Source organism: Gimesia sp. (assembly GCF_048260065.1).
Classification (GTDB): domain Bacteria; phylum Planctomycetota; class Planctomycetia; order Planctomycetales; family Planctomycetaceae; genus Gimesia.
In genome coordinates this window covers 532,371-557,223 of sequence record NZ_JBLXHC010000004.1, presented here as the reverse complement: position 1 = coordinate 557,223, position 24,853 = coordinate 532,371, and the positions used below count along the sequence as shown (strand labels likewise).

At 49.2% G+C, this 24,853-nt stretch carries 20 protein-coding genes; 11 read left to right on the top strand and 9 right to left on the bottom strand.

Features of this window, described 5'->3' with window-relative positions:
- Positions 1-63 precede the first annotated feature (63 nt).
- From ACN0YN_RS10670 to ACN0YN_RS10655, 4 genes are all read right to left on the bottom strand, one after another.
- Positions 64-2,163 carry a flotillin family protein gene (locus ACN0YN_RS10670; RefSeq protein ID WP_417384990.1) on the bottom strand — a complete coding sequence of 700 codons (2,100 nt, stop codon included), beginning with the start codon at positions 2,161-2,163 and terminating at the stop codon, positions 64-66.
- Between the two features lie 4 nt (positions 2,164-2,167).
- A complete protein-coding gene (locus ACN0YN_RS10665) occupies positions 2,168-2,788 on the bottom strand; it encodes a hypothetical protein (RefSeq protein WP_417384989.1) in 621 nt (206 codons plus the stop codon).
- Between the two features lie 407 nt (positions 2,789-3,195).
- Positions 3,196-4,017, bottom strand: coding sequence for an enoyl-ACP reductase FabI (locus ACN0YN_RS10660; protein WP_417384988.1), 822 nt, complete (start codon positions 4,015-4,017; stop codon positions 3,196-3,198).
- Positions 4,018-4,240: 223 nt separating this feature from the next.
- The gene (locus ACN0YN_RS10655) at positions 4,241-6,007 is read right to left on the bottom strand and encodes a sigma-70 family RNA polymerase sigma factor (protein WP_417384987.1); all 1,767 of its coding nucleotides are present in this window, start codon (positions 6,005-6,007) and stop codon (positions 4,241-4,243) included.
- A 1,054-nt stretch (positions 6,008-7,061) separates the two neighbouring features.
- Here ACN0YN_RS10655 and ACN0YN_RS10650 point away from each other — a divergent pair.
- Positions 7,062-8,210 (top strand): citrate synthase, encoded by a 1,149-nt coding sequence (locus ACN0YN_RS10650; RefSeq protein WP_417384986.1) that lies wholly within the window; start codon positions 7,062-7,064, stop codon positions 8,208-8,210.
- A gap of 127 nt (positions 8,211-8,337) precedes the next feature.
- A complete protein-coding gene (locus tag ACN0YN_RS10645) occupies positions 8,338-9,222 on the top strand; it encodes a right-handed parallel beta-helix repeat-containing protein (RefSeq protein WP_417384985.1) in 885 nt (294 codons plus the stop codon).
- A gap of 53 nt (positions 9,223-9,275) precedes the next feature.
- Here ACN0YN_RS10645 and ACN0YN_RS10640 read toward each other — a convergent pair whose 3' ends face one another.
- Positions 9,276-10,286 (bottom strand): lysylphosphatidylglycerol synthase transmembrane domain-containing protein, encoded by a 1,011-nt coding sequence (locus tag ACN0YN_RS10640; RefSeq protein ID WP_417384984.1) that lies wholly within the window; start codon positions 10,284-10,286, stop codon positions 9,276-9,278.
- Between the two features lie 389 nt (positions 10,287-10,675).
- On the opposite strand from ACN0YN_RS10640, the gene ACN0YN_RS10635 reads away from it, so the two are divergent.
- Positions 10,676-10,993, top strand: a complete 318-nt coding sequence (locus ACN0YN_RS10635) for a hypothetical protein (protein ID WP_417384983.1) — start codon at positions 10,676-10,678, stop codon at positions 10,991-10,993.
- A 19-nt stretch (positions 10,994-11,012) separates the two neighbouring features.
- Here ACN0YN_RS10635 and ACN0YN_RS10630 read toward each other — a convergent pair whose 3' ends face one another.
- Positions 11,013-12,590, bottom strand: coding sequence for an AAA family ATPase (locus ACN0YN_RS10630; protein ID WP_417384982.1), 1,578 nt, complete (start codon positions 12,588-12,590; stop codon positions 11,013-11,015).
- A 359-nt stretch (positions 12,591-12,949) separates the two neighbouring features.
- Between ACN0YN_RS10630 and asnB the strand changes: the two genes are divergently transcribed.
- The 8 genes from asnB (at position 12,950) to ACN0YN_RS10590 (ending at position 22,280) form a co-directional block, all read left to right on the top strand.
- On the top strand, positions 12,950-14,923 hold the full coding sequence (asnB, locus tag ACN0YN_RS10625) for an asparagine synthase (glutamine-hydrolyzing) (RefSeq protein ID WP_417384981.1): 1,974 nt from the start codon (positions 12,950-12,952) through the stop codon (positions 14,921-14,923).
- A gap of 51 nt (positions 14,924-14,974) precedes the next feature.
- On the top strand, positions 14,975-15,232 hold the full coding sequence (locus ACN0YN_RS10620; RefSeq protein ID WP_417384980.1) for an acyl carrier protein: 258 nt from the start codon (positions 14,975-14,977) through the stop codon (positions 15,230-15,232).
- 19 nt (positions 15,233-15,251) lie between these two features.
- On the top strand, positions 15,252-16,808 hold the full coding sequence (locus ACN0YN_RS10615) for a class I adenylate-forming enzyme family protein (protein ID WP_417384979.1): 1,557 nt from the start codon (positions 15,252-15,254) through the stop codon (positions 16,806-16,808).
- Between the two features lie 77 nt (positions 16,809-16,885).
- On the top strand, positions 16,886-17,869 hold the full coding sequence (nadE, locus tag ACN0YN_RS10610; RefSeq protein WP_417385000.1) for an NAD(+) synthase: 984 nt from the start codon (positions 16,886-16,888) through the stop codon (positions 17,867-17,869).
- A 62-nt stretch (positions 17,870-17,931) separates the two neighbouring features.
- Complete coding sequence (locus tag ACN0YN_RS10605) at positions 17,932-18,945, top strand: polysaccharide deacetylase family protein (protein ID WP_417384978.1); 1,014 nt, start codon at positions 17,932-17,934, stop codon at positions 18,943-18,945.
- Between the two features lie 333 nt (positions 18,946-19,278).
- On the top strand, positions 19,279-19,884 hold the full coding sequence (gene rpsD, locus ACN0YN_RS10600) for a 30S ribosomal protein S4 (protein ID WP_417384977.1): 606 nt from the start codon (positions 19,279-19,281) through the stop codon (positions 19,882-19,884).
- Between the two features lie 216 nt (positions 19,885-20,100).
- The gene (locus ACN0YN_RS10595; protein ID WP_417384976.1) at positions 20,101-20,715 is read left to right on the top strand and encodes an adenylate kinase family protein; all 615 of its coding nucleotides are present in this window, start codon (positions 20,101-20,103) and stop codon (positions 20,713-20,715) included.
- Between the two features lie 89 nt (positions 20,716-20,804).
- Positions 20,805-22,280 (top strand): sulfatase, encoded by a 1,476-nt coding sequence (locus tag ACN0YN_RS10590; RefSeq protein WP_417384975.1) that lies wholly within the window; start codon positions 20,805-20,807, stop codon positions 22,278-22,280.
- Positions 22,281-22,307: 27 nt separating this feature from the next.
- Here ACN0YN_RS10590 and ACN0YN_RS10585 read toward each other — a convergent pair whose 3' ends face one another.
- The 3 genes from ACN0YN_RS10585 to ACN0YN_RS10575 form a co-directional block, all read right to left on the bottom strand.
- Positions 22,308-23,348 carry a transglutaminase-like domain-containing protein gene (locus ACN0YN_RS10585; protein ID WP_417384974.1) on the bottom strand — a complete coding sequence of 347 codons (1,041 nt, stop codon included), beginning with the start codon at positions 23,346-23,348 and terminating at the stop codon, positions 22,308-22,310.
- Between the two features lie 94 nt (positions 23,349-23,442).
- Complete coding sequence (locus ACN0YN_RS10580; protein WP_417384973.1) at positions 23,443-24,186, bottom strand: SDR family oxidoreductase; 744 nt, start codon at positions 24,184-24,186, stop codon at positions 23,443-23,445.
- Between the two features lie 165 nt (positions 24,187-24,351).
- On the bottom strand, positions 24,352-24,837 hold the full coding sequence (locus tag ACN0YN_RS10575) for a hypothetical protein (RefSeq protein WP_417384972.1): 486 nt from the start codon (positions 24,835-24,837) through the stop codon (positions 24,352-24,354).
- Positions 24,838-24,853 lie beyond the last annotated feature (16 nt).

Below are 24,853 nucleotides of genomic sequence, written 5' to 3'. Positions count from 1 at the left end.
GATGGTTTATTTCCAGAAAAGACAGCCGATTGAACGACGTTTCTGATGCAGAGAATGAAGTGCTTACTTCTCGACTTTGGCCTTCATGAAGGAAGACACTTTTTTATCCGCAATACCGAGGTTTTTCACGGTTGCAAGCAGACGGTTCAAAGTTGACCGGTCTTCTTCTCCTTCCGCCTGTACCAGCATCTGCGAAATCAACGCGGCAATCGAGAGGTTTTTGACATCTTCAAACGACATGCCAAACCGGGAAATAAAGGTCTGGAGCTGATCTTCAAAGTAGTCGGGGTTGCCGTTGAAGAACGTATTCTTGATGTCTGTCAGAGTTTCACTGTTGTGAACGAAACGATCGATTGATTTACCACTCTTAATCGAATCCACAATCTTATCGAAGAACGTCGTTTCGCCACCCACAATATCGATACGGGCTGATTTCAATGCTTCGCCCACGATCCCCGCCTGAGCTTCGGCGATCTCCTGTTGAGCAGCGATGGCCGCCAGTTCGATTTCCTTGTCTTTGTTGAGCCGAATTTTGAATTCTTCGTGATCTCGACCGACACCGTCGAAGAGTTTCATTGCCTTGGCTTTGTCTACAATACCAGTCGCTTCCGAGCTGTATTTGAGCTGCATGACCTTGGCTTCCGCAGTCCCGGTCTTTTCCGTGGCTTCCGCTTTGGCGATCAAGACATTGGCTTCCGCCTGACCTGTCTTCTCGGTTGCGGTTGCCTTGGCAATCATGACCTGGGCATCTGCCAGACCAACGGCAGCGCCGTCGGCGGTCTTGGCTTCTGCCATGACTTTGATGGCGTCCGATTTTTTCTCGGTAGCAGTTTTTTCTGCTTCTGCTTCAATGATCACTTTTTCAGCCAGCAGCTCGGCAGACGATTTCTTCGCTTCTGCGGCTTTGACTTCTTTGACCAGATTTTCCTGGGCTTCCATTTCCGCCTTGGTGACAGTGACCTGCTTCAGACGATCGGCAGTCGCAAATTCGTGAGTATCTTTGATCCGTTCTTCTTCTTCGACAACGGCCCGTTCCACGATCACCCGTTCGCGAATCACTTCCTGAATATTGCGTTTTTCCACTTCGATGGCTTTATCTTTGTCAATTTCAGCCAGTCCGACCACGCGGGAACGTTCGGTCACTTCGAGCAGTCGATCTTTTTCGACGCGTTCATTTTCGACCGCTTCTGTACGCTGTTTGCTCTTTTCGGCAACAATCACCTGGCGCAGTTTATTCTCTTCTGCGATTGCCAGTTCTTCATCGGTACGAATACGAGCCGATTCGGCTTTCAACCGTTCTTCGTGTTCGACACGTCGCGCTTCTGCACGCTCACGAGCCGTTAAAGAGGCAATTTCACGAGTCTGTTTCTCAACGGCTTCGACCCGCTGGCGTTCCAGTTCCAGGATTGCTTCCTGGGCTTCCACGTCCTGCTTCTTGATGGTTTTTTCTTTTTCCCGGGTAATATTGTTCGCCAGAACATGCTCGCGGGCTGTCAGATCGGTGATCTTCTTGATCCCCTCTGCATCGAGAATATTCGTGGGGCTCAATTTTTCCAGAGGTGTCTGTTCCAGGTAATCAATGGCACAGTCATCCAGAACATACCCGTTCAGATCGGTTCCAATGATCTTCAGAATCTCTTCCTTGAACTTGTCCCGCTCATTATAGAGTTCGACAAAGTCGAAATGTTTACCAACCGTCTTCAAAGCCTCCGAAAACTTGGCATCGAACAGTTCAACCAGTGCTTCCCGGCTGGAAGCGCGTTTACAGCCCAGAGATTGAGCTACATTGCGAATATCGCCTGCCGTATTATTCACACGTACGAAGAAGGCGACTTCGATATCTGCCCGAATGTTATCCCGGCAAATCAGACCCACTTCCCCTTTTCGGGCAATCTCAATCCGTTTCACCGACAGATCCATTTTGTCTGCCTGGTGCAAAACCGGAATCACAAAGATCCCTTCACCAGTGGCGACTTGTAATTTACGGACACCTGTCCGAACCAGCGCTTCCTCCGGCCCCACTTTGCGGTAGAACCGTGTTACCGCAACGGCAAAGCCAAACAGCGCGATTAAAATGATGGCCCCCCCCAGTGAGATTGACCAACCGAAGAGATCTACACCCAGCAGTTGAACTGAGGCAAGGTGAAACAATGAAATGGACATAATCTTAGGACTCCTGGTTAATCTTTACGACGTAAAAAACCTGTTTCTCTGTATTGAAGTCTGCCAATCGAACCAGATCTCCCTTCTGGATTGTTTCGTCTTCCGAACGAATATGCAGCTTCAGGGGAGCTCCGTCTGTTTCCAGTTCCGCCTGACCAAACTGTTCTGAAACCGTGCTGCTGGTGACACGACACGATTTTCCCAGTAATGTCTCAATCTGATTGGGAGGGGTAAACTGAAAATACCCCTTAAATGGTTGTGTGATCAGCTTCGTTACCACCAGACTGATCCCCAGATTCCTCAGGAATAAAGGTAGATAGTCCAGCCAGGTGTTGATCTCTACATCAGCATCGAAATTGACGGAAAGCATCCACATGCTCAATGAGAAAATACTCATCCAGAGCATCACGGGCACTTCACCAAGATTCAGAATCCGCAGCCCGATGAAACCAAAGTCCAGAACCGATGGACTGTCTGATCCAATGTCGAAATCCAGATCCAAATCCAGAAAATCGAAATCCATAATTCCCAAAATAACACAAAGCCAATACAGCACACACAGAGCAACCAGAACCGTTGCCGGCAGGGTGGGCCACTCCAGACTGACTTTGATTATTTCAGACACTGATTACTCCCGGATTCCGGGGTGATGAAAATAATGAGAGGTGACAAGCAACTCTAGCTGATTTAAAAACAATGCAACGTGTACGGTTCATCAAGTATGAACCTTGAAAGAAGACTTGCAGTCAGAAGAACGTGAAATTTGCTGATCGGATCACGAAAACCTGCGAAACCGGCAGTTTTTTTCCCGATATCGTAATCGTTAGCAAAAAGGGAGTCGTGCAGAGGGCATCCAATTTGAGGCACTGGAATGAGCAAATGCAGAAATTTATGCCACTGAGGAAAGATTCTCTCAAGATTCCAAATAGAACGGACAGGACACTCTGTTAAAGTAGACGTAAAAAAAGCCACCTGTTGTAACGATTGTGTTCAACAGATGGCTTGAATTGATTATAGGGCTTGAGGCTTTCGTTAAGCCTGAGCCTGTTCCTGCTGCAGCTCAATTGGCGGAGCTGCCATGACATGGTAACCGGAATCCACGTGATGATTCTCACCGGAAACACCGCTTGCCAGATCACTCAGCAGATACATGCCGGCTTTGCCAACATCGTCTGGCGTGATGTTTTTCCGAAGTGGCGACATCGTCTGATACAGCTTCATCATCAGGTCGAATTCACCGACTGCTGAGGAGCTGAGTGTCTTCAACGGGCCGGCACTCAGGCTGTTGACACGAATCCCCTGTGGTCCGAGTTCGTTTGCCAGGTACATCACCGAGTTCTCCAGAGCCGACTTGCAGATTCCCATTACGTTGTAACCGGGGATCACTTTCTCTCCGCCGAGATAGCTCAAAGTCAGAATACTGCCGCCTGGCTTCAGGATTTCTTTGGCTCGATTGGCAACTGCCAGCAGACTGTAAACGCTGATTTCCATAGAGAGCTTGAAGCCATCACGGCTCACGTTGTAAACGGGGCCTTTCAGGTCATCCATCGGAGCGTAGGCAATCGAGTGCAATACGAAATCAATCTCACCATATTCTGCTTTCACGGTTTCAAAAACCTGATCCAGGTCTTCGTCCTTCGTTACATCGCATGGAATCATGATTTTGGCGCCCTTAGGCTCGACCAGTTTCCGCAGGCGACGTTCCATGCGGGGACGCTCGGGATCTTTATCGGGAAGGTGTGTGAAAGCAATTTCAGCGCCTTCGTCATAAAGTTTTTCGGTAATGGCCCATGCAATTGAATGGTCATTCGCGATGCCCAGAACCAGACCTTTTTTGCCTTCAAAAAGACCCATTTGTACTACTCCGTAAATATGATGAAATCCAGGAAGATTGAAGTTACCGGAACCTTCAATCCAGGGTGCATCCCATTACTATCGCACCTCTCGTTCTTCTGTACTCGCTCCAGATGCGTATAAACTATTCGAATTGATCGAAATAGAAAAGCCAAAGGCGGCTTGTTGTTCGTGAAAACAGCAAACCGCCTTAAATCTGGTACAGGATGGTATATTTCAGGGCTTACTCAAGTGCCCCGACCATGGTGGAAGATTCCTGATCTGACTGCACGCCCTCTTCACCACCGTTTTCCTCGTCTTCCTTATTCGGGAAGATTGCGTCGACGAAACCTCGCAGATGGGCACTGCGTGTCTGATGCTGCAGTTTTCGCAGCGCCTTGGATTCGATCTGACGAATTCGTTCACGGGTCACTTTGAAGATACGACCGGTTTCTTCCAGTGTATAACTGTAGCCGTCACCCAGGCCATATCGCAGACGGATAATTTCACGCTCACGGTATGTCAGGCTCTTGAGAACATGCTCAATTTTGTCTTTCAGCATTTCACGCATCGCAGCATCTGCAGGAGAAGACTCATGTCCATCTTCCAGGAAATCACCAAAGCTGCTGTCTTCACTTTCCCCAACCGGGGTATCCAGGCTGATGGGATGTTTCCAGGTCTTCATGATCCGTTCGGTCTCTTCCACACCCAGGCCGACAGAGTCTGCCAGTTCTTCCATGGTGGGTTCACGACCGGTTTCCTGACGAATCTGTTCGCTGCGTGCTTTCAGAGTAGAAATGCTCTGGAACATATGCACGGGGATACGAATCGTGCGGGCATGGTCGGCAACGGCACGGGTGATAGCCTGACGAATCCACCAGGTTGCATAAGTGGAGAACTTATAACCACGGCGATATTCATATTTTTCCACACCACGCATCAGGCCGGCGTTTCCTTCCTGAATCAGGTCGAGGAAGCTTAAGCCACGATTTCGGTATTTTTTGGCAATGGAGACAACCAGTCGCAGGTTTCCGCCGGAAAGCTGCTGTTTGGCTTCGGTCCAGTCATCAAAACGACGTTTGATTTCACGGGATCGAGTCTGAAAATCTTCTGAAGATTCAACGACCATACTGGTCAGTTCAGACAGTTCACGTTCGAGCAACCGATGATCGGTCGCTTTATGACGCAGTTGCTTATAATCTTCCAGCTGTTCCTGAACTTCTCGCATCCGGCCGGCGATCTGATGAATTCGCTTCAGTACCGGCTGCAGACGCTGTGTACGCAGACAGAGTTCTTCACAGAGGGTTGCCATTTTCTGGCGACGAACGACCATCCGTTTCCGGGCTTCACGCTGCTCTACTTTTCCGAGTTCCCCAGACTGAATGAGCTCAAAGTCATCACTGTTTTTCTGGAGGAGCGCCTTCAAAGTTTCAATATTAAAAGGCATCCGCCCCATAATCTGATCTTTGGTCGCATCTTCGGTATCAGAGGTCCGTAAGGTCCGCTCAAAGGGAAGTTCTCCTGCGAACACTTTTTCCAGAGTATCGATCGCAATCTTGAGTGCGAAATCAGACTCCAGCACCGTGCGGCGAAATCGTTTACGGGTGATTTCAATTTTCTTGGCCAGAAAAATTTCGCGAGAACGACTCAATAGAGGGATGTTTCCCATCTGACTGAGATACATGCGAATGGGATCACGTGAGGAGAGTGATGTTTCCGGTTCGACGATTGAAGCATTGGCATCATCGGAATCTTCATCTGCCCCCGGGGCCACATCTGAGTGGGCATTCGCTGAAGCGTCGACGGCGGCAACTTCCTCATCTTCAATATCCGCATTCGGATCATCAATGAGATCAAGTTCACGTTCTTCCAGTCCCACGACAATATATTCAATCAGCGCGGGATCGCCTCCTTCGTCAGGGAGAAACGTATGAACCTGTTGAAATGTTAAAAAACCTTGTTTTTCCGCTTCCTGAAATAGTGAGTTCAGATTTGCATCGAAACGGTGCACGGGTCACTCCCTTAATTTGTATTATCAAAAAATTTTACGGCCACACGTCCGTGTGTAACCACGGCGTTTCTGTTTATGAGAATAAAAGCACAGTGAAATCAGCAGGCGTCAGAATTGATCTTTTCACTGTTCTTTTCCAATTTGTATTACTATGTCGACTCAATAACTGTAACTGTCACTCTACTCATCACTCACTCATACCTATAGCGATAGAGCTATGAAATAATCGCAAAAAACTCCAAAACACACTGGTGTTATTTTTACCTGTTGCAGAACCGATCTCCCTGACAGGAGCCAGGCTCAAGCTGGACCCGCAGCACAAGCTGATCGATAGAGGTAAGTTGGGCACTGCGTAGAGCATCTGATAAACTAAGTTGCTCAAATACGCTTTTACGCGCTTCGTCGGAGCATCCGATCCGCCAACAAAATTAATCAAGAGGGTTCTCTCCCAAGACATCCTTACTTCTCCCGAGAACCTGAAAAAAGCTAATAAGCCTCCCGCTCATATCGCCCCATCCTACCACAACTTTTCGTAACGTCTACGGAAATCCATAATGCCGATTTAAAAAATTTTAAAAAACCTCAGCAGCGTTACCAGATAACAACTTACGTATGCTAAAAAGATCCCTCCCCCCACCGGAAAACACCAAAATTCAAAAAACAGCTCAAGTCAGTAAACATTGATAAATCACATCCCGTCTCGATCTGAAAGCATTTCAACAGCAGAAATCGGATGTAACCTGATTCTCTACAGATATTTTCACACCACAGGTTGAATAGTCAATCCCCTGATTTCAAACAGGTGCTGAACAGATAGTGAAGTTATTCCGAAAAGATAGTTCATTTCAACAGGATTTCCGAAGACGTCTTGGGAAACATTTTCGCTTGATTGAACTTATGATCGGGCTTGATATACTGGGATGACACGAGTTTTCCATAGTTTGTTTAGTTAAAAGTCGGGCGACGATTACTGTCTCACCAGTGCCCCTGGTATGTGATCCTGAAACCTTACTGAAATTTATTGGCTGTAGTTGAGAAAGTGGAACCAGTTCAAATGAGCGCAGAAGACGTAGAGAAAACATCGAGCGAAGCTGTCAAGGGGCTGAAAGGGATCATAGCCGCTGACAGTTCTATCTGTTTAGTAAATGGAACCATTGGGAAACTGCTGTATCGTGGATATAACATCGACGATCTGGCAGAGAACGCGACTTTTGAGGAAGTTTCTTTTCTGTTGTTAAACGGAGAGCTTCCTACCGCCACTCAACTCGCTGCCTACCAGGCTGAACTCAAGCAGTACCGTAGTATTCCTGCGGAACTGATTGATACCCTGAAACAACTGCCGACTTCAGCACCGCCGATGGCGCTGCTGAGATCAATCACATCACTGGCAGGTGTTTATGATCCCAACGCGGAAGACGAGACATTTGAGAATCGAATGCAGATTTCGATCAAACTGATTTCTCAGATTCCAACCATCGTGGCGGCCATCCATCGTGTTCGCCAGGGACTGGAGCCAGTCGAACCAGATCCGGAACTGTGCCACGCCGGCAACTTCATGTATATGATCAATGGTGAAAAACCAAGTGAAGATGCAACCCGTGCCATGGACCTCATCCTCACTCTGCATGCAGAGCATGGATTGAATGCCAGTACCTTTACCGGTCGTGTCATCATCGCAACACTGCCTGACATTTATTCTGCGATCACAGGTGCCATCGGCGCCCTGAAAGGGAAACTGCACGGCGGAGCGAACACCGAAGTTCTGAAAACACTCTTCGAAATCGGTTCACTCGAAAATGTAGCTCCTTACGTGAAAAAAGTTCGTGAGGCCAAAGGAAAGTTTATGGGCTTTGGTCACGCTGTTTACCAGGTGGAAGACCCACGTGCAAAGCATCTCAAAGAACTTTCACGACGACTGGGAGAAGAGACCGGCGAACCCAAGTGGTACGAGATGTCCATCGAGATGGAAAAACTCGTCTACGAGGAAATCAAGCGAAACTGCAATGTCGATTTTTACTCAGCCAGTCTGCAGCATTACATGGGCATCCCGGGTGACCTGTTTACCTGCATCTTCGCCGCCAGCCGCATCGCTGGCTGGTGTGCTCATATCCTGGAACAGCTGGATGGGAATAAAATTATCCGGCCCAAAGCCAACTACATCGGGTATGAGGAACGACCTGTTATTCCGGTAACTGAACGATAACAGAGTCAGTATCAGACAAAATCAAAAACCCCGGTTTTCCACCGGGGTTTTTTCTGCTGAGAGAAACAGATTCTCATAGTCATAGAGACAAATTTAAAACACTGAACCAGACAGGAAGCCGCCAATCATGCGAAACGCACATCGTTTTGTAGAATTCCAGAACGGGTTACTTTGTATGCTGCTTCTGTTCTGCTTGATTCGGCCTGCTGAAAGTGGCGTCATCTATGTCGATAACAGGGCTGGAAACAATGCGCTGAATGGAATTTCTCCCAAAATTGTTTCCGGTCAAAACGGACCGGTCAAAACCATCAAAAGAGCCCTGGAGTACGCCCGGCCCGGCGACAAAATCATTCTGATCAAGAACGACACCCCCTACCATGAATCGTTTACTCTCTCGGGGAAACGTTTCAGTGGACTCGGCCAGGAGAAGTTTACAATCCTGGGAAATGGCGCGACGATCAGCGGTGCGATTCCTGTCCCCCAGGATGGCTGGAAGCCATTACAGGACGGCCTCTGGAAGGTCACTCCTTTCCGTAAGGGATACTTTAATCTGTACTTGGATGGCAAAACCCTGCCGGAATTTCGTTCCGAAACAGATGATGAGATCAAGCTGTCTGACATTCCCGCTGGTAGCTGGGCAGTCCATAAAGGGGCGATCGTTTACCGCGAACTGAAAAATCAGCTCCCTCCCAAAGAGGCGTTCTCTCTCGCCGGTATGTCCGTTGGTCTGTCGATGATCGATGTGGAAGGGGTGCAAATATCGGATGTGACTTTTGAAAACTTTCGCATTGACGGCATCAACGTCCATGACCGCTGTAAGGATATTGTCCTGGAAAAAGTCACCTGTACCGGCAACGGGCGGTGTGGCCTGGCTGTCAACGGAACTTCTCAGGTGGAAGTGATCGACTCAAAACTCACCGACAATCGAATGGAAGACCTGCTGATTACTGAGCAGGGCGTTGCCAACCTGAAGCAGACAACTCTGGGAAAGAAAGCCGCTCTGGCCCCCTGACCGGTCGCAAACCAAACGTGAACCGTTTTCCGGTAATGCGGTCTCAGTCTGAGCTACTCTTCTCCTTCCAGTTCTTCAAGCTCTTTCTCTGCTTCCTGCTCCGCTTCACTGAGTTTCAAACCTTCACGATGGGAATAGTATAATCCAATCAAAGTAACGGGGATGTACTGTGAAAGCTGGTAGTAGATTGAAGCAGAAAAAGCATCTGCATTTGACACTCCAAAAGCTTTCAGACTCACTGAAAAACAAAGCTGAACGACACCAAAAAAGCCGGGTGTTGAGGGCACTGTCACCCCGAAAGCAGTGACTCCCAGCACAACAAAGGCAGCCAGAGGTGAAACCTGAATATTAAAACTCCAGAGCGCAACATAAATACTGGCCCCGTTGACCAGCCATTGCGCAAATGATGTCCAGATAATGCCAAAGCAGAGGCGTTTGCTTTTCATGGATGCCATTCCCAGTGCGCCCGACCGCATCATCTCCAGTACGAGATGAGTCAATTTGTCAGGTAGAAATGGCAGGTAACTGAAGATGCTTTTAAATACGTTGATAACGGCCTCTGTCCAGATCAGATAAGCTGCTACCGAAACAATCGTGAACAATATCCCCAACGCGATAAATATACTGATCGTCTGATACTCTTCCGGAAGATTGGGGGCAAAATAAATCCCAATTCCCAGGTAGCAGAGTATCGCAACCACATCGAATAACCGCTCCAGCACCACGGTCGAAAGCACGGTAGTCTTAGGGATCTGAAACTGACGGCTCAGAACATAGACTCGTAGAAACTCTCCCAGGTGAGCGGGTAAAATATTATTGCCCATAAAACCAATCATCATGGCCGGAGTGACCTGGGACGCCGTCAGATTTTTTATCGGCTCCAGAAACATTCGCCAGCGTAATGCTTTGAGCCAGAAAAAGACGAACAGCAAAACCAACATGACAGGCAAAGTCCAGTAGTTAGCGCGTTCAAAGCTTGAGGCAATCTGATCCAGATCAATTCCCCAGAGCGCTGCCACTAAGCAGGCGATAGTGACAATCACGCCGAGAATCAACTTAATCAACTTTGACTTATTGATTGGAACTTCTCCCGATTGAGTCTGTAGAGGGTATCACTGCAACCAATGTTGGAGCGGAGTGAGTATTAACGAATTAGATGAAAAAATCATACAGCATTCTTTCTGGACCTGCTATCTTCCATTATCGCCATACCTCTAACTCTTCCCATTTTCACATATCCAGTCCATTTGCAGCAGGAATTTTTTACAATATTGACACCTTTGAGTTAAAACCTCTTGCCAACTTAATGGGAGAATTTTATCCTGCTTCCCTCTTCGTATGCTTCATCGAACCTTTCCTGTTTCAACAAATATACGAAGTCTACCCCCGGAAACATTCCCGTTCGGATTGACTGGAATATTTAATCAAGGGACTGAACGCAAGGAGCTCATGGATGAGCATTTTAAAAGTCTATTACCCGGAAGAACCCCAGACTGAGCCTGTCGTCTCTCTGGAAGAAAACACCCCGATGATTCTGCCGTTTCAGCGCGCTCATGTGAAGAAATCACAAAGCCGCAGACAGGAAGACTGGGTCCTTAAACGTGCCCGTACTATTTTTCTGAATCAGCACTGCACAGAGTGTGGCAGTTCAGCTGTCGAAAAGCTGGAGCTGCGGGATGGACTGCTGAACCAGAAAAACCGTCTGATTCCCGGTACAGCAACAGTCGTCGGATTCCGCTGCCATTCCTGCGATTCAGAATGGCCAGCCTGATCACGCAGCACAGCTGATTTCACATCACCGAAAAATAGTTTTCGACGGCAAAATCAAAGGCATCAGGCGTGAGTTTTCGCGGGACTTCTTTGTAGACGCAGAAGTTCTTGACCTGCAGTAGCAGGTCGCGCGGCTGACAGGCACGAAACGGTCGGTTGACGGCCTTATAATGAGTATCAACCAGATACTGAAATGCCTGTTCGTCGAACTGAAACCCCATCATCGGTGCCATCAATTCGAACAGAGCCCGAAATTCTTCTTCAGAAGGATCGAGGGCTTCAATTTTGTAGGGAATCCGGCGCAGGAAGGCGGCATCAACCAGATCCTTCGGCTCCAGGTTCGTCGAAAAGATAATCAGCTGGTCAAAGGGGACCTGAATTTTCTTACCGCTGGGCAGGTTCAAAAAGTCGTACCGTTTTTCCAGAGGTACAATCCAGCGGTTGAGCAGTTCATCAACAGGCATGCGCTGACGTCCGAAGTCGTCGATCACAAAAGTCCCACAGTTACTTTTCAGCTGCAGAGGCGCTTCACAGATTTTCGTCTGCGGATTCTGAGTGATTTCCAGTTCTTTCATGGTTAATTCACCACCGGCAATCACAGTCGGACGTACAATTCGAACCCAGCGCGGGTCGATCCCTGATAAATCAAACAACCCCTCTGAATGATCCTCCTGAATCACCTCCTCGTGCAGGCCAGGATCGAATATCCGTATAATGTCCCCATCGATTCCCAGGCAACGGGGAATCCAGATCGTTGAACCAAATGCTTTGGTAATCCGCTCGGCAATACTGGTTTTTCCATTTCCCGCTTCACCGAATAAAAACATCCCGCGTCCCGAATTCACTGCTGGTCCCAGACGATCCAGCATCTTCGGGTTGATAATCAGATCTGAAAAAGCTTCTTTTAAATCGGCTTCTGTCGCTTCCTGTTTGGCGATACTCTGTACTTCCATCGCCTTCAGATAATCCTTGAAGCTCACGGGAGCAGCACCAAAATAGGTACATTCCTGTGTATAACGACGGGCACGTTCGCGTCCCAGCTCCGTGATCGTAAACTCGTAGTCCCCCATCTCGGCTGTGCCACCAAAGGCAACCAGTTGATCCTGCTTGGCCCGTTTCAGAATGGCATCCACAATCCCAAAAGGAAGCTTGATCTGCTTACAGATCTGTCGTCCGGTCTGTGTACCTTTCGCAAGCAGATACTTCAGGATCAGGCGTTCAATTTCATCCTGGGTTAATCCGGTCTCTTCCAGGGTTTCCGGACAATGCGGAATAAACTGACCTTCCGTCTCCTCACTGTCTCCTTTCAACAGGGACTGCACCCGGTTAAACAACTGGCTGAGATGCTGATCTTTTCCGATGACACGCATCGGTTCACTCACCCCCTTTGTCAGAGGTAAGTGCGCAGCAACGATGCTACCTTCGGTTTCGCTCTGTGAATCGCTGGAACTCTCATTGGAACTGAGATTCAACATGCTGAGTGATGCGAGCAGTTCTTCCGTATTGACCGCATTCGAAGCAGTACGACTCGATTTTCCGGAGTCACTGTTCTCAGCTTTCGTATTCACTGCCACAGCTTCGGAGTCATTCACTGACATATTCGGTTCACAATCAATTATCTGCGCTGAATTAATATTGAATGGGTCATCTGATTTCAGGAGTTCCAGATGAATCTGATGTGTCTGTTAGAAAATGCGGCCCGAAATGCAATATGCAAAGTAAGCATAGTCCGCAAAACAAAAGAGTCAAACGGCTTCTCCTCTCCCGGGGATCCGATTACATCACTCATAGCGATTATGCATTCCAAGGCGAGTTGAGCGGTTGTTTTTTTTAAACATTGCGACGCTCAGTGACTTCCAGTTTGACTTGATAACCGTGTGACCTAGATTCCTTCTGTAAGAGTCTTTACTTGCGTAACGACGGATATGATCATTCTCATTAGCGTACTGGCACATCTATGTGTGGAATTGCAGGCATCATTCGCACTGACCAGGCTCCGGTCAAACAGTCTGAATTACAGGCCATGATTGAAACTCTGAACCATCGGGGACCCGATGCGTCGGGAGTGTCAACGAACGGACCAGTCGGTTTTGCACACAGTCGATTGAGTATTGTGGACCTTGCCGGCGGGCTGCAACCGATGCAGACACCCGATGGCCAGTTGACCGTCACATTCAATGGCGAGATTTTCAACCATATCGAATTGCGAGCCCAGCTCAAAAGTAAAGGCTACGAGTTTCGCACCCATTCCGATACCGAAGTCATTCTGCACATGTATGCGGAATACGGCCCGGAGTGTGTCCAGCACTTTAACGGGCAATGGGCGTTTGCCATTCACGATCGTAAACGCCAGGAGGTCTTCCTGTCCCGCGATCGCATGGGAATCCGTCCGCTGGTTTATACACAGACGCAGGGTCGAATTTGTTTTGCCTCCGAAGTCAAAGCATTATTTGCATTACCTGATGTGAAACGGGAAGTTGATCTGACAGCGTTAAACGAGCTGTTTACATTCTGGTCCCCCCTGCCTCCCCGCACATTTTTTGCCGGTATCAAAGAACTGCCTCCCGCACATTCGATGATAGTAAAAGAGGGACAGGTCAAAATCTGGCAATACTGGCATCTCGACTACCAGCCCAATGAAGAAAGCCGCTCACTCGATGACTGGGCAGAAGAATTACGGGCTCTGTTAATCAACGCGACCCAACTGCGATTACGCGCCGATGTCTCCGTCGGTGCCTATCTGAGTGGTGGACTCGATTCCTCCGTCACCGCAGCTATTATCCGTAATTATACGAATGCTCCCCTGAATACATTCTCGGTGAATTTCAACGATAAAGATTATGACGAAAGCAGCTATCAACAAGAGATGATCCGCGAACTGGGAACCGATCACCAGACGGTCTGCTGCTCTTACGAAGATATTGGAAGAGTTTTCCCAACCGTCATTCAACACACAGAAAAGCCGGTCCTGCGAACTGCTCCTGCCCCCATGTATCTGCTGTCAAAACTCGTCCGGGACAGTCAGTTCAAAGTCGTGATGACCGGCGAAGGCGCTGATGAAGTACTGGGCGGTTATGATATATTCAAAGAGACGAAAATCCGCCGCTTCTGGAGCCGTCAACCCGATTCAGTAATCAGGCCGCTGTTGCTGAAACGACTCTATCCCTATATGAAAAATCTGCAGGCACAGTCCCCCGCTTATCTTAAAGCCTTTTTCAAAATCCGTCAGGATGAGATCGACAGCCCGTTCTTCTCACACCTGCCCCGCTGGGACCTGACTGCCAAACTGAAAACGTTTTTCAGTAACGATGTCAAACAGCAACTGGTTAACCAGGATCCCTTTGCTGATTTTGAAAGCCAGCTGCCAGGGAAATTCTCCGAATGGCCTTCGTTCTGTCAGGCTCAATATCTGGAAGCAATCAATCTGATGCCGGGCTATATTCTCTCTTCTCAGGGAGATCGCATGGCGATGGGCAATTCGATTGAAGGCCGCTTCCCGTTCCTGGATTATCGCGTTGTAGAATTCGCATCACGTGTCCCCGTTCGATTCAAAATGAACGGCTTAAACGAAAAATATCTGCTGAAATACGCCATGCGGGATCTGATTCCCGACAGTATCCGCAAACGCCCCAAGCAACCTTACCGCGCCCCGGATGCACACAGTTTTATTGATACAGAGAAACAGTCTTCCCGCTTCGAATATGTGAACCACCTGCTGTCCGCAGAGAAACTCCAGGAAAACGGTCTGTTCCAGCCAGATTCCGTTCAGCGTCTTGTCAAAAAGATTGAGCAGGGTCGTGCTATCGGAACACGCGACAATATGGCCCTGGTCGGAATCCTCTCAACGCAGTTACTGGTCGAACAAATGATCCACGGCCAGACCGTTTCTACAAACCATACCCGCCAGACAAGTGCAACATCACTTGCGTAATCACAACAGTCTTTAGATTTACTTAATACAGAAATAATCAAAGGTAACGATATGAACTCAATCCAAAATGATGTGCGAAACTTTGTCGCGGAAAACTTCCTGTTCGGTGAAGATCCGGCTTCACTTCACAATGACGATTCGTTCCTGGAAACCGGCATCATTGATTCTACAGGCGTGCTGGAACTGGTCGCTTTTATTGAAGATCACTATTCCGTCGCAGTAGATGATGATGAACTGATTCCAGAAAACCTGGACTCCATTGATCGACTGATTGCTTTTATTGAATCCAAACTCAAAGAACTGGCTTAATTTCCAGAGGAGCAGGCCCTTGTTGCTGCAATCATTTTTAGAAAACAGTGCGCGCGAGTATCCCGACAAAGTAGCGTTGATCGTTGGTAATGAACGCTATACCTATCAGGAACTCGAATTACAGAGTAATCGCCTGGCACAGGCACTGCTCCAGCGGGGTCTGGAACGGGGTGATCGCGTTGCGATTCATCTCGAAAATTCACTGGAAGCAACGGTCGCCATCTTCGCTGTATTAAAAGCGGGAGGCGTCTTTGTGATGGTCAACCCCACCACAAAGATTGATAAACTGACTTATGTCCTGAATAACTGCAGAGCCACCGCGCTGATCATTCCGGACAGAAAGCAGGACCTGATCCTGGAACATGCTGCTCTGCTGCCTCACTTGAAAACCGTCATCGCGACTGGTTCGAGCTGTGACCAGCCGGAAAGTACCGAATGGCAACTCCTGCGATTTGAATCATGGGATCAGTTGCAGGATCAATATGCAGATCAGCTGACACCACCGGCGATTAATACCATCAGCATCGATCTGGCGGCACTGGTCTACACATCAGGTTCGACGGGAAATCCGAAAGGAGTCATGCTCACTCACTTGAACATGACCTCCGCCGCCCGATCTATTACGACCTATCTGATGAATGAACCTGCTGACATTATCTTAAATGTCCTGCCTCTCTCGTTCGATTATGGTCTGTACCAGTTACTGATGGCTTTCCGCGTGGGTGCCACTCTGGTTCTCGAAAAATCATTCACATATCCACATGCAGTGTTACAGAAAATCATCGACGAACAGGTTACCGGTTTTCCGCTGGTTCCAACCATGTCGGCGATCCTGCTTAAGATGGATCTCTCGAAGTATGATTTTTCCAGACTGCGTTACATCACCAATACGGGAGCCGCCTTACCCACAGAACACATTCTCACCTTCCGCAAGCGACTGCCTCACGTTCAGATTTTCTCGATGTATGGTCTGACGGAATGTAAACGCGTTTCGTACCTCCCTCTGGACCAGGTTGATATCAGAACTGGTTCCGTCGGGATCGCCATGCCCGACTCGGAAGTCTTCATCGTGGATGATGAAGGACACCGCCTGCCAGCAGAACAGACAGGCGAACTGGTCGTCCGTGGTGCCAATGTCATGCTCGGCTACTGGGAAGCACCAGAGCGCACAGCAGAACGATTAAAGCCGGGCGAACTACCGGGAGAGATGTATCTCTACACCGGGGACCTGTTCCGAATGGATACGGAAGGATACCTGTACTTCGTCGGTCGACGAGATGACATCATTAAAAGCCGAGGTGAGAAAGTCAGTCCCAAAGAAGTTGAAAATGTCCTGTTCGCACACCCGGCAATTTCGGAAGCAGCTATCGTGGGTGACCCCGATCCGGTTCTTGGACAGTCGATTCGTGCCATCGTCACGCTGATGCCGGATCAGGAACTGACAGAGAAAGAAGTCCTCGCCTACTGCCGGAAAAACCTGGAAGATTTCATGGTTCCCCAGAAGGTGGAATTCCGGGATGAACTGCCAAAATCACCCAATGGGAAAGTCGATAAGAAACAGCTGGTTCTTCCCTGAATCAAAACTCAAACATGACTGAATCAATACAGATCGCACAAATTGTGAGCAGCAAAACTCAAGAGGATGAAAAAACGATGATTACACAAACCAGATTCTTCAAACCGGAATTACTCAACCTGGACTGTGCCGCAGAAACAGATCGCATTGTCAAATGGATGCAGGAAACCGTCCGTAAAACGATGAGAAAAAAAGGCGCTGTCCTGGGTCTTTCCGGCGGTATTGACAGCAGCGTTGTCACAGCACTCTGTGTGCGGGCTTTTGGTGCAGATCGGGTACTGGGAATCATGATGCCCGAACATGACACGAAAGACGAAAGCCTGACTTATGGTCAGTTGCTGGCAGATCATTTCAACGTGGAAGCGATCGTCGAAAATATCTCCCCCATGCTGCAGGGAGCCGGGTGTTATGAACGCCGCGACGTTGCCATCAAACAGGTAATCCCCGAATACGAACCGCACTGGAAATCCAAAATTGTTCTCCCCAACCTGCTGAAGGAAGGCGGATACCGGGTCTTTTCGGTGGTCGTTCAGACACCCGAAGGCGAATTCATCAAAAAACGTCTGCCTCTCTCTGCTTATCAGACGATTGTCGCAGCGACAAACTTTAAACAGCGCTGTCGCAAGATGATGGAATACTATCATGCCGACCGTTTGAACTACGCTGTTCCCGGAACCCCTAATCGCCTGGAATACGATCAGGGATTCTTCGTCAAAAACGGCGATGGAGCAGCTGACCTGAAACCGATCGCCCATCTGTATAAGTCTCAGGTTTATCAACTCGCAGAGTATCTTGAGGTACCGGAAGTCATTCGGATGCGTCCACCCACAACAGACACTTATTCACTGGAACAGTCTCAGGAAGAATTTTTCTTTGCTGTTTCCTACGACAAACTCGACTGCTGCCTGTATGGCTTGAATAACGGTTTCACGCCAGAGGAGGTTGCCGCAGGAACCGGGCTGCCAGCAGAACAGGTTGCCCTGGTTTATGGAGATATCGAATCCAAACGCAAAGCAGGCCATTACCTGCATCTGCCGCCTCAGCTGATTGAATCCCTCTGAGAATCAGTTGTGTTATGAAGCTGTATCGCCAGATAAGAAATCGCCTGAAAGGAACCTTCCTTGTGAGTAAAAAAGAATTACTTGCCAAAGCGCTTGACTGGAGCGGAATGAATCTGCTGGCCCGCAATGCCTCCGTATGGAATGGTCTGCTGGTGTTGAATTACCACCGCGTTGGTGATATCAACAATTCTGTGTTTGATCATGACCTGTGGAGTGCAACCGCAGAAGATTTCGAAAAGCAGATACGGTTTCTCAGCCTGAATTTCGATATGATCCGCATCCGCGATCTGGATCACATCTGGAAACAGCCCCGGGGACGGTATGTTCTCGTGACCTTTGACGATGGTTACATTGACAATTATGAATGGGCTTTTCCGATTATTAAATCTTACAATGCGCCTGCCACATTTTTCCTGACAACCGGTTTTCTTGACGACAGAAAAGTAGCCTGGTGGGATGAAATCGCCTGGATGGTCCGTAACGCAACACGCGAGCAGATTCTGTCGAATGAATTGACAGGCGACTGTCTGTCTCTGCATCCCGATGATTCTGAACGGTCAATTAAAACTCTGTTGAGCAGATTCAAAAAACTGAGTGGCGATCAGACTGATAATTTCCTGAACTTCCTGGCAGAAGCAACCGGCTCTGGTCGTTGTCCGGAAGAGATCGCTGATTATGTCTGGATGACCTGGGATATGATTCGCGAAATGAGCGACGCCGGCATGGATATTGGCGGCCACACCGTCACACATCCCATTCTGTCCCGTCACTCTCCTGAAGTTCAACAGTTTGAAATTGAACATTGTAAAAAACGAATTGAAACGGAAATCGGACAGGAGATTACCAGCTTCAGCTACCCGGTCGGCGGCAAAGACTGCTTTAATCAACACACCCGGGACTGTCTGACTCAGGCCGGATTTCGCTGGGGCTTCAGCTATTACGGCGGCTTTGCTCCACTTGGAAAACCCGATCCGTGGGACCTGCCCCGCATTGCCGTGGAATCCGAAGAGCCCCACTCCCTGTTTCGTGCTTCAGTTTCGATCCCACAGGTCTTCAGCAGCAAAAAGTGTACATAAGAACCTGTCCGCTGTCAGATTCGGAGCGCACTCCAGCCTCTTTCCTGATTCTGTCTCCCGATATTTTCTGAGTTTTTCCGATCCTGAAGCCCAGTTGGTTGACGATTCATATGGAATTTGCGATAACAACGGACCGCTTTAAAGGTTGTGTTACGCGCTGTAAAGCTCTGTAACCCAAGACCCTGACTGCTCAAACTGGTCTGATTCTCTTGGCATATGACGGTAAACTATTATGTAAAAATAGTTTACTTCGATCAGACCTTAAGTATATTTCTTTGCCGTTCAACAAGTTAACTGTTCGGCAGCTTGTGATTAATCTGGGAGAAACTCTGAATGGGTCGTTACACAGGACCAAAAGGACGGGTCAACCGTCGTCTGGGAGCTTTGGTTTTTGAAGACGCAGGTGCAACACGTGCATTGGACCAGCGTAACCTTCCACCTGGAATGTCACAACGTCGCCGCAAAGCATCTAACTTCGGTCTGGCCTTAATCGAAAAGCAGAAGATCAAATTCTATTACGGTCTGCGTGAACGTCAGCTGCGTCGCTACTTCGACAAAGCTCGCCGTATCAAAGGGAACACCGGGGAAGCCCTGCTGGTTCTCTGCGAACGTCGTCTCGATAACGTTGTCTGCCGAGCTGGTTTTGCCCAGACTCGTCCACAGGCCCGCCAGGGAATCGTACACTCACACTTCCAGTTGAATGGTCAGACTGTCAACAAACCATCCATCTGGGTGAAACCCGGCGATGTCATCTCCGTTCGAAATCGTCCTAACCTCAAAAAGCTTTATGCAGAGCTGGTTGAATCAGGTCGTCCCGGATGTGCATGGCTCACACTTGAGAAAAAAGAACTGGCAGCAACAGTTGTCACCGCCCCCACCATGGAAGATGTCAGCCTCCCGGTTGACGTCGGTCAGGTCGTGGCTCTGATCTCACGCTAACAGTTACCTGCAAAACATTTCAACACTCCGAAAAACGGTCCGGTTTTCGGAGTGTTTTTTATTTACATTCATTAATAACTACCCGACTAGGGTGAGAATTGTCTGCTGAAACGTTATTGTAATGAACTGAATTCAAACAGTCTGTCTGGATTCAAAAAGCAGTAACCACTGTGGCTACTGAAACCACGATCGATCTAGATACATAGAGGCATAACTATGGCGACGGAACGTAGAAAAGCCGTCCTGCTGTTTGGTGCTCCCGGCGTTGGTAAGGGAACCCAGGGACGAATCCTTGGTCAGATTCCCGGATTCTTTCACCTCTCCAGCGGCGATGTATTCCGCTCGATCGATATCGAGTCGCCTGAAGGTCAGGAGATCTACAAATACAGCTCTCGCGGCGAACTCGTTCCCGATGAACTCAGTATTCGCATCTGGAAACAGGGTCTCGATGCCCGCGCCACCCTCTCGATGTACAAGCCTCGTAAAGACATTCTGATTCTCGACGGTATTCCCCGGAATATCCAGCAGGCCAAAATCCTGGAACAGCACATTGACGTCCTGAAAGTGCTGCATCTGACCTGTAGTGATGAAGAAGAGATGATCCACCGTATCCGTCACCGTGCGATTCGTGAAAACCGGGCCGACGATGCCAACGAAAAAGTCATCCGTCGCCGTTTTGAAATCTACCGTGAAGAATCAGCGCTCGTACTCAGCTGTTATCCGGAAGAAATCGTCGCTCACATCGATGCCATCGGCTCCCCCGCGGGCGTCTTACTCGCATGTCTGGAACAGCTCGTTCCCGTCCAGGATGCCCACTTCCGAGGCGAGTAATTTCCACGAGCATTGAAAAGCAGATCTCCTTTCCGGTAAGCTGGTTGTAAATAAGACACAACCCGATTGCTCACCGGAAAGGTAAATCCATGGCTGATACTGAAACACGATTTCCCTCGCTGCTCGTTAAAAACCGGTTCCACGGTATCAGCTTCCTGATGATCTGTCTGGCAACTCTGTCTCTGCTGCCGCATCAGGCGGAAGCACGACCGGCCCGCCAGCATCCCAACTTCGTCATCATCTTCACCGACGATCAAGGCTATCAGGATGTCGGCGTATTCGGTTCTCCCAATATCAAAACCCCCAACCTCGACCAGATGGCAAAAGAAGGGGTCCGCTTCACTGACTTCTACGCAGCTCAGGCCGTCTGCTCTGCATCGCGTGTCGCGCTGCTCACTGGCTGCTATCCCAATCGCGTTGGCATCCGCGGTGCACTTGGTCCTCATTCCAAAATCGGTATCAATGCCGAAGAAACTACCATCGCTGAAGTCGTCAAACCCCAGGGTTATGCCACCGCTATTTATGGGAAATGGCATCTGGGTGACAATCCCAAATTTCTGCCGACCCGGCATGGCTTTGATGAATACTTCGGACTCCCCTACTCCAACGATATGTGGCCTTTCCATCCCACTGCAGGCAATCGCTTTCCCGATCTCCCGCTGATCGAAAACGAAACCGTCATCAATCCCAAAGTGACCGGCAAAGAACAGGCCCAACTCACCACCTGGTACACCGAACACGCCGTCTCCTTCATCAATAAAAATCACGACAAGCCCTTCTTCCTGTATGTCCCGCATTCAATGCCGCACGTCCCCCTGTTTGTCAGTGATAAATTCAAAGGCAAATCGGAACAGGGTCTTTACGGCGATGTGATCATGGAGATCGACTGGTCCGTCGGTCAGATTCGCCAGGCACTCAAAGAAAACGGCATCGAAGAAAACACGCTGGTCATCTTCACCTCCGACAATGGCCCCTGGCTCTCCTACGGCGATCATGCCGGCTCCGCGCTTCCACTGCGTGAAGGGAAAGGAACCGCCTGGGATGGCGGACAACGCGAGCCCTGCATCATGGCCTGGCCCGGACAGATCCCGGCTGGTTCCGTCTGCAGCCAGATGGCTATGACCATCGACATCCTGCCCACCATAGCCTATCTGTCCGGCGGAAAAGTTCCCCAGGATCGGATCATCGACGGCAAAAATATCTGGCTGCTGATGAGTGGCGAACAGGGAGCCAAATCTCCTCACGATGTCCTCTACTTCTACTGGGGTGATCATCTTAACGCCGTCCGCAGCGGAAAATGGAAACTGCATTTTCCCCATCCTTATCGCAGCCTGAAAGACAAACCCGGTTCAGGTGGCACTCCCGGCCCCTACGTTCAGAAGAAAACCGACCTGGCCCTTTACAATCTGGAAGACGATGTCAGCGAAAGCAAAAACGTCGCCGACCAGCATCCCGATGTCGTCAAACGCCTGACCGCATTGGGAGAACAGGCCCGCGAAGACCTCGGCGATACCGGCACTAAACGCAAAGGCAAAAACAACCGCCAGCCCGGTCGTGTGGATTGAACCCCCGTCACAGCCATCGCTGCCAACTTACTTCGCGAGAAGCTTTGCCTTCCTCTGTTCAAGCTGTTTCTTTTCCTTTTGTAACTGTTTCCGTTTCTCGTTGAGTGAAACCTCTCTGGGAAGTTCGATAAACAGAATCTCGGTCCCCTCAATCGTAATCTGTCCTGCCTTAATCCCGGCTGAAGCGTTGGGGAAATACTTCTCCAGTGTCGCGATGGGAACCGTGGGCTGGCCTTCGTGTGTCGCAATGTAAAGGATATGCCCCTTCGCCAGCGGCAGATAGGTGTCGTAGCCGGTATTGAACGATTTGGCGACAGTCAATCCCTTCTGTTGTGCCAGCTTCGTCAGCTTCTGATAGTAGGGGGAATTCCCAATCACAAAACAGGATTTCCCCAGCACCAGTGATGCGGTCGAATCAACGGGCAGCAGACTCGGATCCAGTTTCGAAAAATACGCTCGGGTCTGCTGTTTCCAATCTTCCCACTGCAGAGACATAATCATTGCTTTGGGATCATTGCCTTTATGGTAGGCGAAGCGATTGCCCGGCAGGATGCGCGTCTCGGGTGAATAATTCAGATAGACACGTTTTGCGCCCGGATCGAGCAGCACCCATTTCCCGTCGAGATATACTTCCAGAAACACATGCCCCGACCAGGTCTGAAACGCGTCTCCTCGTTTCAAAGTCCAGATCCAGGGCACATCCATCGTCTTCACCCAGACTGTCGGGATGCCGGCACTTTTCAGCAGGACACCACAGGTGATGGCATAGTCAGCGCAACCACCATAGCAGCCATCACCGATCACCGAATCATAGTTTCGCCACTGATATGCCAGATCAGACTGATATTTCAGACTGGCATTCATCCAGTCCAGTACATTGGAAACCGTTTTCTGATCGCTGTCCGCCTTCAGAGTCAACGCCTGCGCCTTGATCTTCGCCTGATCTCCCAGGCTCTCAGGAGCGATCAGATATTTCTTGGGGGAAGCATAATCAATGACGTCAAATACAGGCTCCGCAGCCAGCAGACTCGAACCAGATAATAACAACGGAATCAAAAAACGCCACATTGAATCTCTCCTGTGAAAGCCATTCAAAACGATTCATTCTATTCGAACGGGGAGTCAACTCAATCATGTATTATCTGGCTCGAAGCCCCACGACTCAACCTTCCACCATCTCCGCTTCAATCACATTTTTTGCGAAGCTCTCGTAAGCAGATCCCATCTCTTTCGCCAGCGAATCGGGAAAGACATGAAATTCACCCGACTGCAGCGCGGATACAATCCCGTCCGCGACCAGTTCCGGTGGCTCGGCAATTTCATCAAAGCCAGCATCATGGCCCATGTCAGTTGCAATCGGCCCCGGATGCACGCTGACCACCTGGGTCCCCTGTTCCTTAAGCTGATCCTTTAAAGCCTGTGTCACCGCATAGGAAGCCGCCTTCGAAGCACAGTACGTCGTGAAATCGGGAAATGTTTTCAGTGAAGCGACCGAATTCAACTGCACCAGTGCCCCGCCTCCGTTCGCTTTCAGTACAGGAGCAAAGGCCTGCGCGACACGAATCAGACCATACACATTCGCATTCATCTCAAAATCGAGAGATTCCAGCGCATCTTCAGACAGGGCCGATGCCGCTTTCAATACCCCGGCATTATTTACCACCAGAGAGACATCACTGGCAGTTTTAGCAGCACTTTCAATCAAATTCGGCTTCGTCAGATCAAACTCCACAGGCACCACGCGCTCCCCATATTCATCGATCAATCCAGCCACCGATGATGTATCACGAACAGCCGCATACACTTTAGTAGCCCCTTCTTTCAGGAGCCCTTCCAGAATCGCCTTACCAATCCCCCGGTTTGCTCCAGTGACCAATGCCACCTGCCCCTGAATCTCATAGCCCATTTCAGACTCCTTTATCGATATTTCTAAAACACAATCTGGTTTCGTCAAGAACCATTTTGAGCGACAGAGGCATTCTACGCCGTGGCTCGAGTGAGACAATCCCCCATCTGATTCTTCATATTTGAATGACTTCGTATTCGCTTCTACTATTGATTAACAGAGTATTTATTCTTCCGTCGCCAGGACGATCAAACCGCAACGATTAGTCCCGGCTTCTGTAAACTTCCCCAGCAATCGTTCTCCTCTTTCCTCATCAGAAAATCGCACCGTTAGTTGAACCGATTGCCCTGGGAGAATGGAATAATCAGCCTTCCCCGTACCACACCAGTCCCAGTTTGCTTTTCGCCAGAGCCCCCGTCTGAATATTTCCTGATATAACCGGATACCGTCCGAAAATGTTCCTTCATATTCAAGAGACGTTTGCCCCGAATTTTTCACAACGACATGTATCTCGTCCTGCACCCTCTTTCTCGAAATGATCTGGGGACGATTCTTTAACGGCAAAGTTCCCTCAAAATACTCACGCCGCCAGGCAGGATCTGGAATCTGCTCGGGAGGGATCGTCAAGCGGACCCGTTGATCCTCCGCGGTAACTCCTGTTACAAAGCAGAAAGTAAACATCAGGACCAGAAGCCAATGGATTGATTTCATAATTAACCTCCCGCAA

Bases quoted from the DNA above. Each gene is read 5' to 3' on its own strand.
- ACN0YN_RS10670 (WP_417384990.1), bottom strand. From the start codon at position 2,163: ATGTCCATTTCATTGTTTCACCTTGCCTCAGTTCAACTGCTGGGTGTA.
- ACN0YN_RS10660 (WP_417384988.1), bottom strand. From the start codon at position 4,017: ATGGGTCTTTTTGAAGGCAAAAAAGGTCTGGTTCTGGGCATCGCGAAT.
- ACN0YN_RS10650 (WP_417384986.1), top strand. From the start codon at position 7,062: ATGAGCGCAGAAGACGTAGAGAAAACATCGAGCGAAGCTGTCAAGGGG.
- ACN0YN_RS10645 (WP_417384985.1), top strand. From the start codon at position 8,338: ATGCGAAACGCACATCGTTTTGTAGAATTCCAGAACGGGTTACTTTGT.
- ACN0YN_RS10635 (WP_417384983.1), top strand. From the start codon at position 10,676: ATGAGCATTTTAAAAGTCTATTACCCGGAAGAACCCCAGACTGAGCCT.
- ACN0YN_RS10630 (WP_417384982.1), bottom strand. From the start codon at position 12,590: ATGTCAGTGAATGACTCCGAAGCTGTGGCAGTGAATACGAAAGCTGAG.
- asnB (WP_417384981.1), top strand. From the start codon at position 12,950: ATGTGTGGAATTGCAGGCATCATTCGCACTGACCAGGCTCCGGTCAAA.
- ACN0YN_RS10620 (WP_417384980.1), top strand. From the start codon at position 14,975: ATGAACTCAATCCAAAATGATGTGCGAAACTTTGTCGCGGAAAACTTC.
- nadE (WP_417385000.1), top strand. From the start codon at position 16,886: ATGATTACACAAACCAGATTCTTCAAACCGGAATTACTCAACCTGGAC.
- rpsD (WP_417384977.1), top strand. From the start codon at position 19,279: ATGGGTCGTTACACAGGACCAAAAGGACGGGTCAACCGTCGTCTGGGA.
- ACN0YN_RS10595 (WP_417384976.1), top strand. From the start codon at position 20,101: ATGGCGACGGAACGTAGAAAAGCCGTCCTGCTGTTTGGTGCTCCCGGC.
- ACN0YN_RS10590 (WP_417384975.1), top strand. From the start codon at position 20,805: ATGGCTGATACTGAAACACGATTTCCCTCGCTGCTCGTTAAAAACCGG.
- ACN0YN_RS10585 (WP_417384974.1), bottom strand. From the start codon at position 23,348: ATGTGGCGTTTTTTGATTCCGTTGTTATTATCTGGTTCGAGTCTGCTG.
- ACN0YN_RS10580 (WP_417384973.1), bottom strand. From the start codon at position 24,186: ATGGGCTATGAGATTCAGGGGCAGGTGGCATTGGTCACTGGAGCAAAC.
- ACN0YN_RS10575 (WP_417384972.1), bottom strand. From the start codon at position 24,837: ATGAAATCAATCCATTGGCTTCTGGTCCTGATGTTTACTTTCTGCTTT.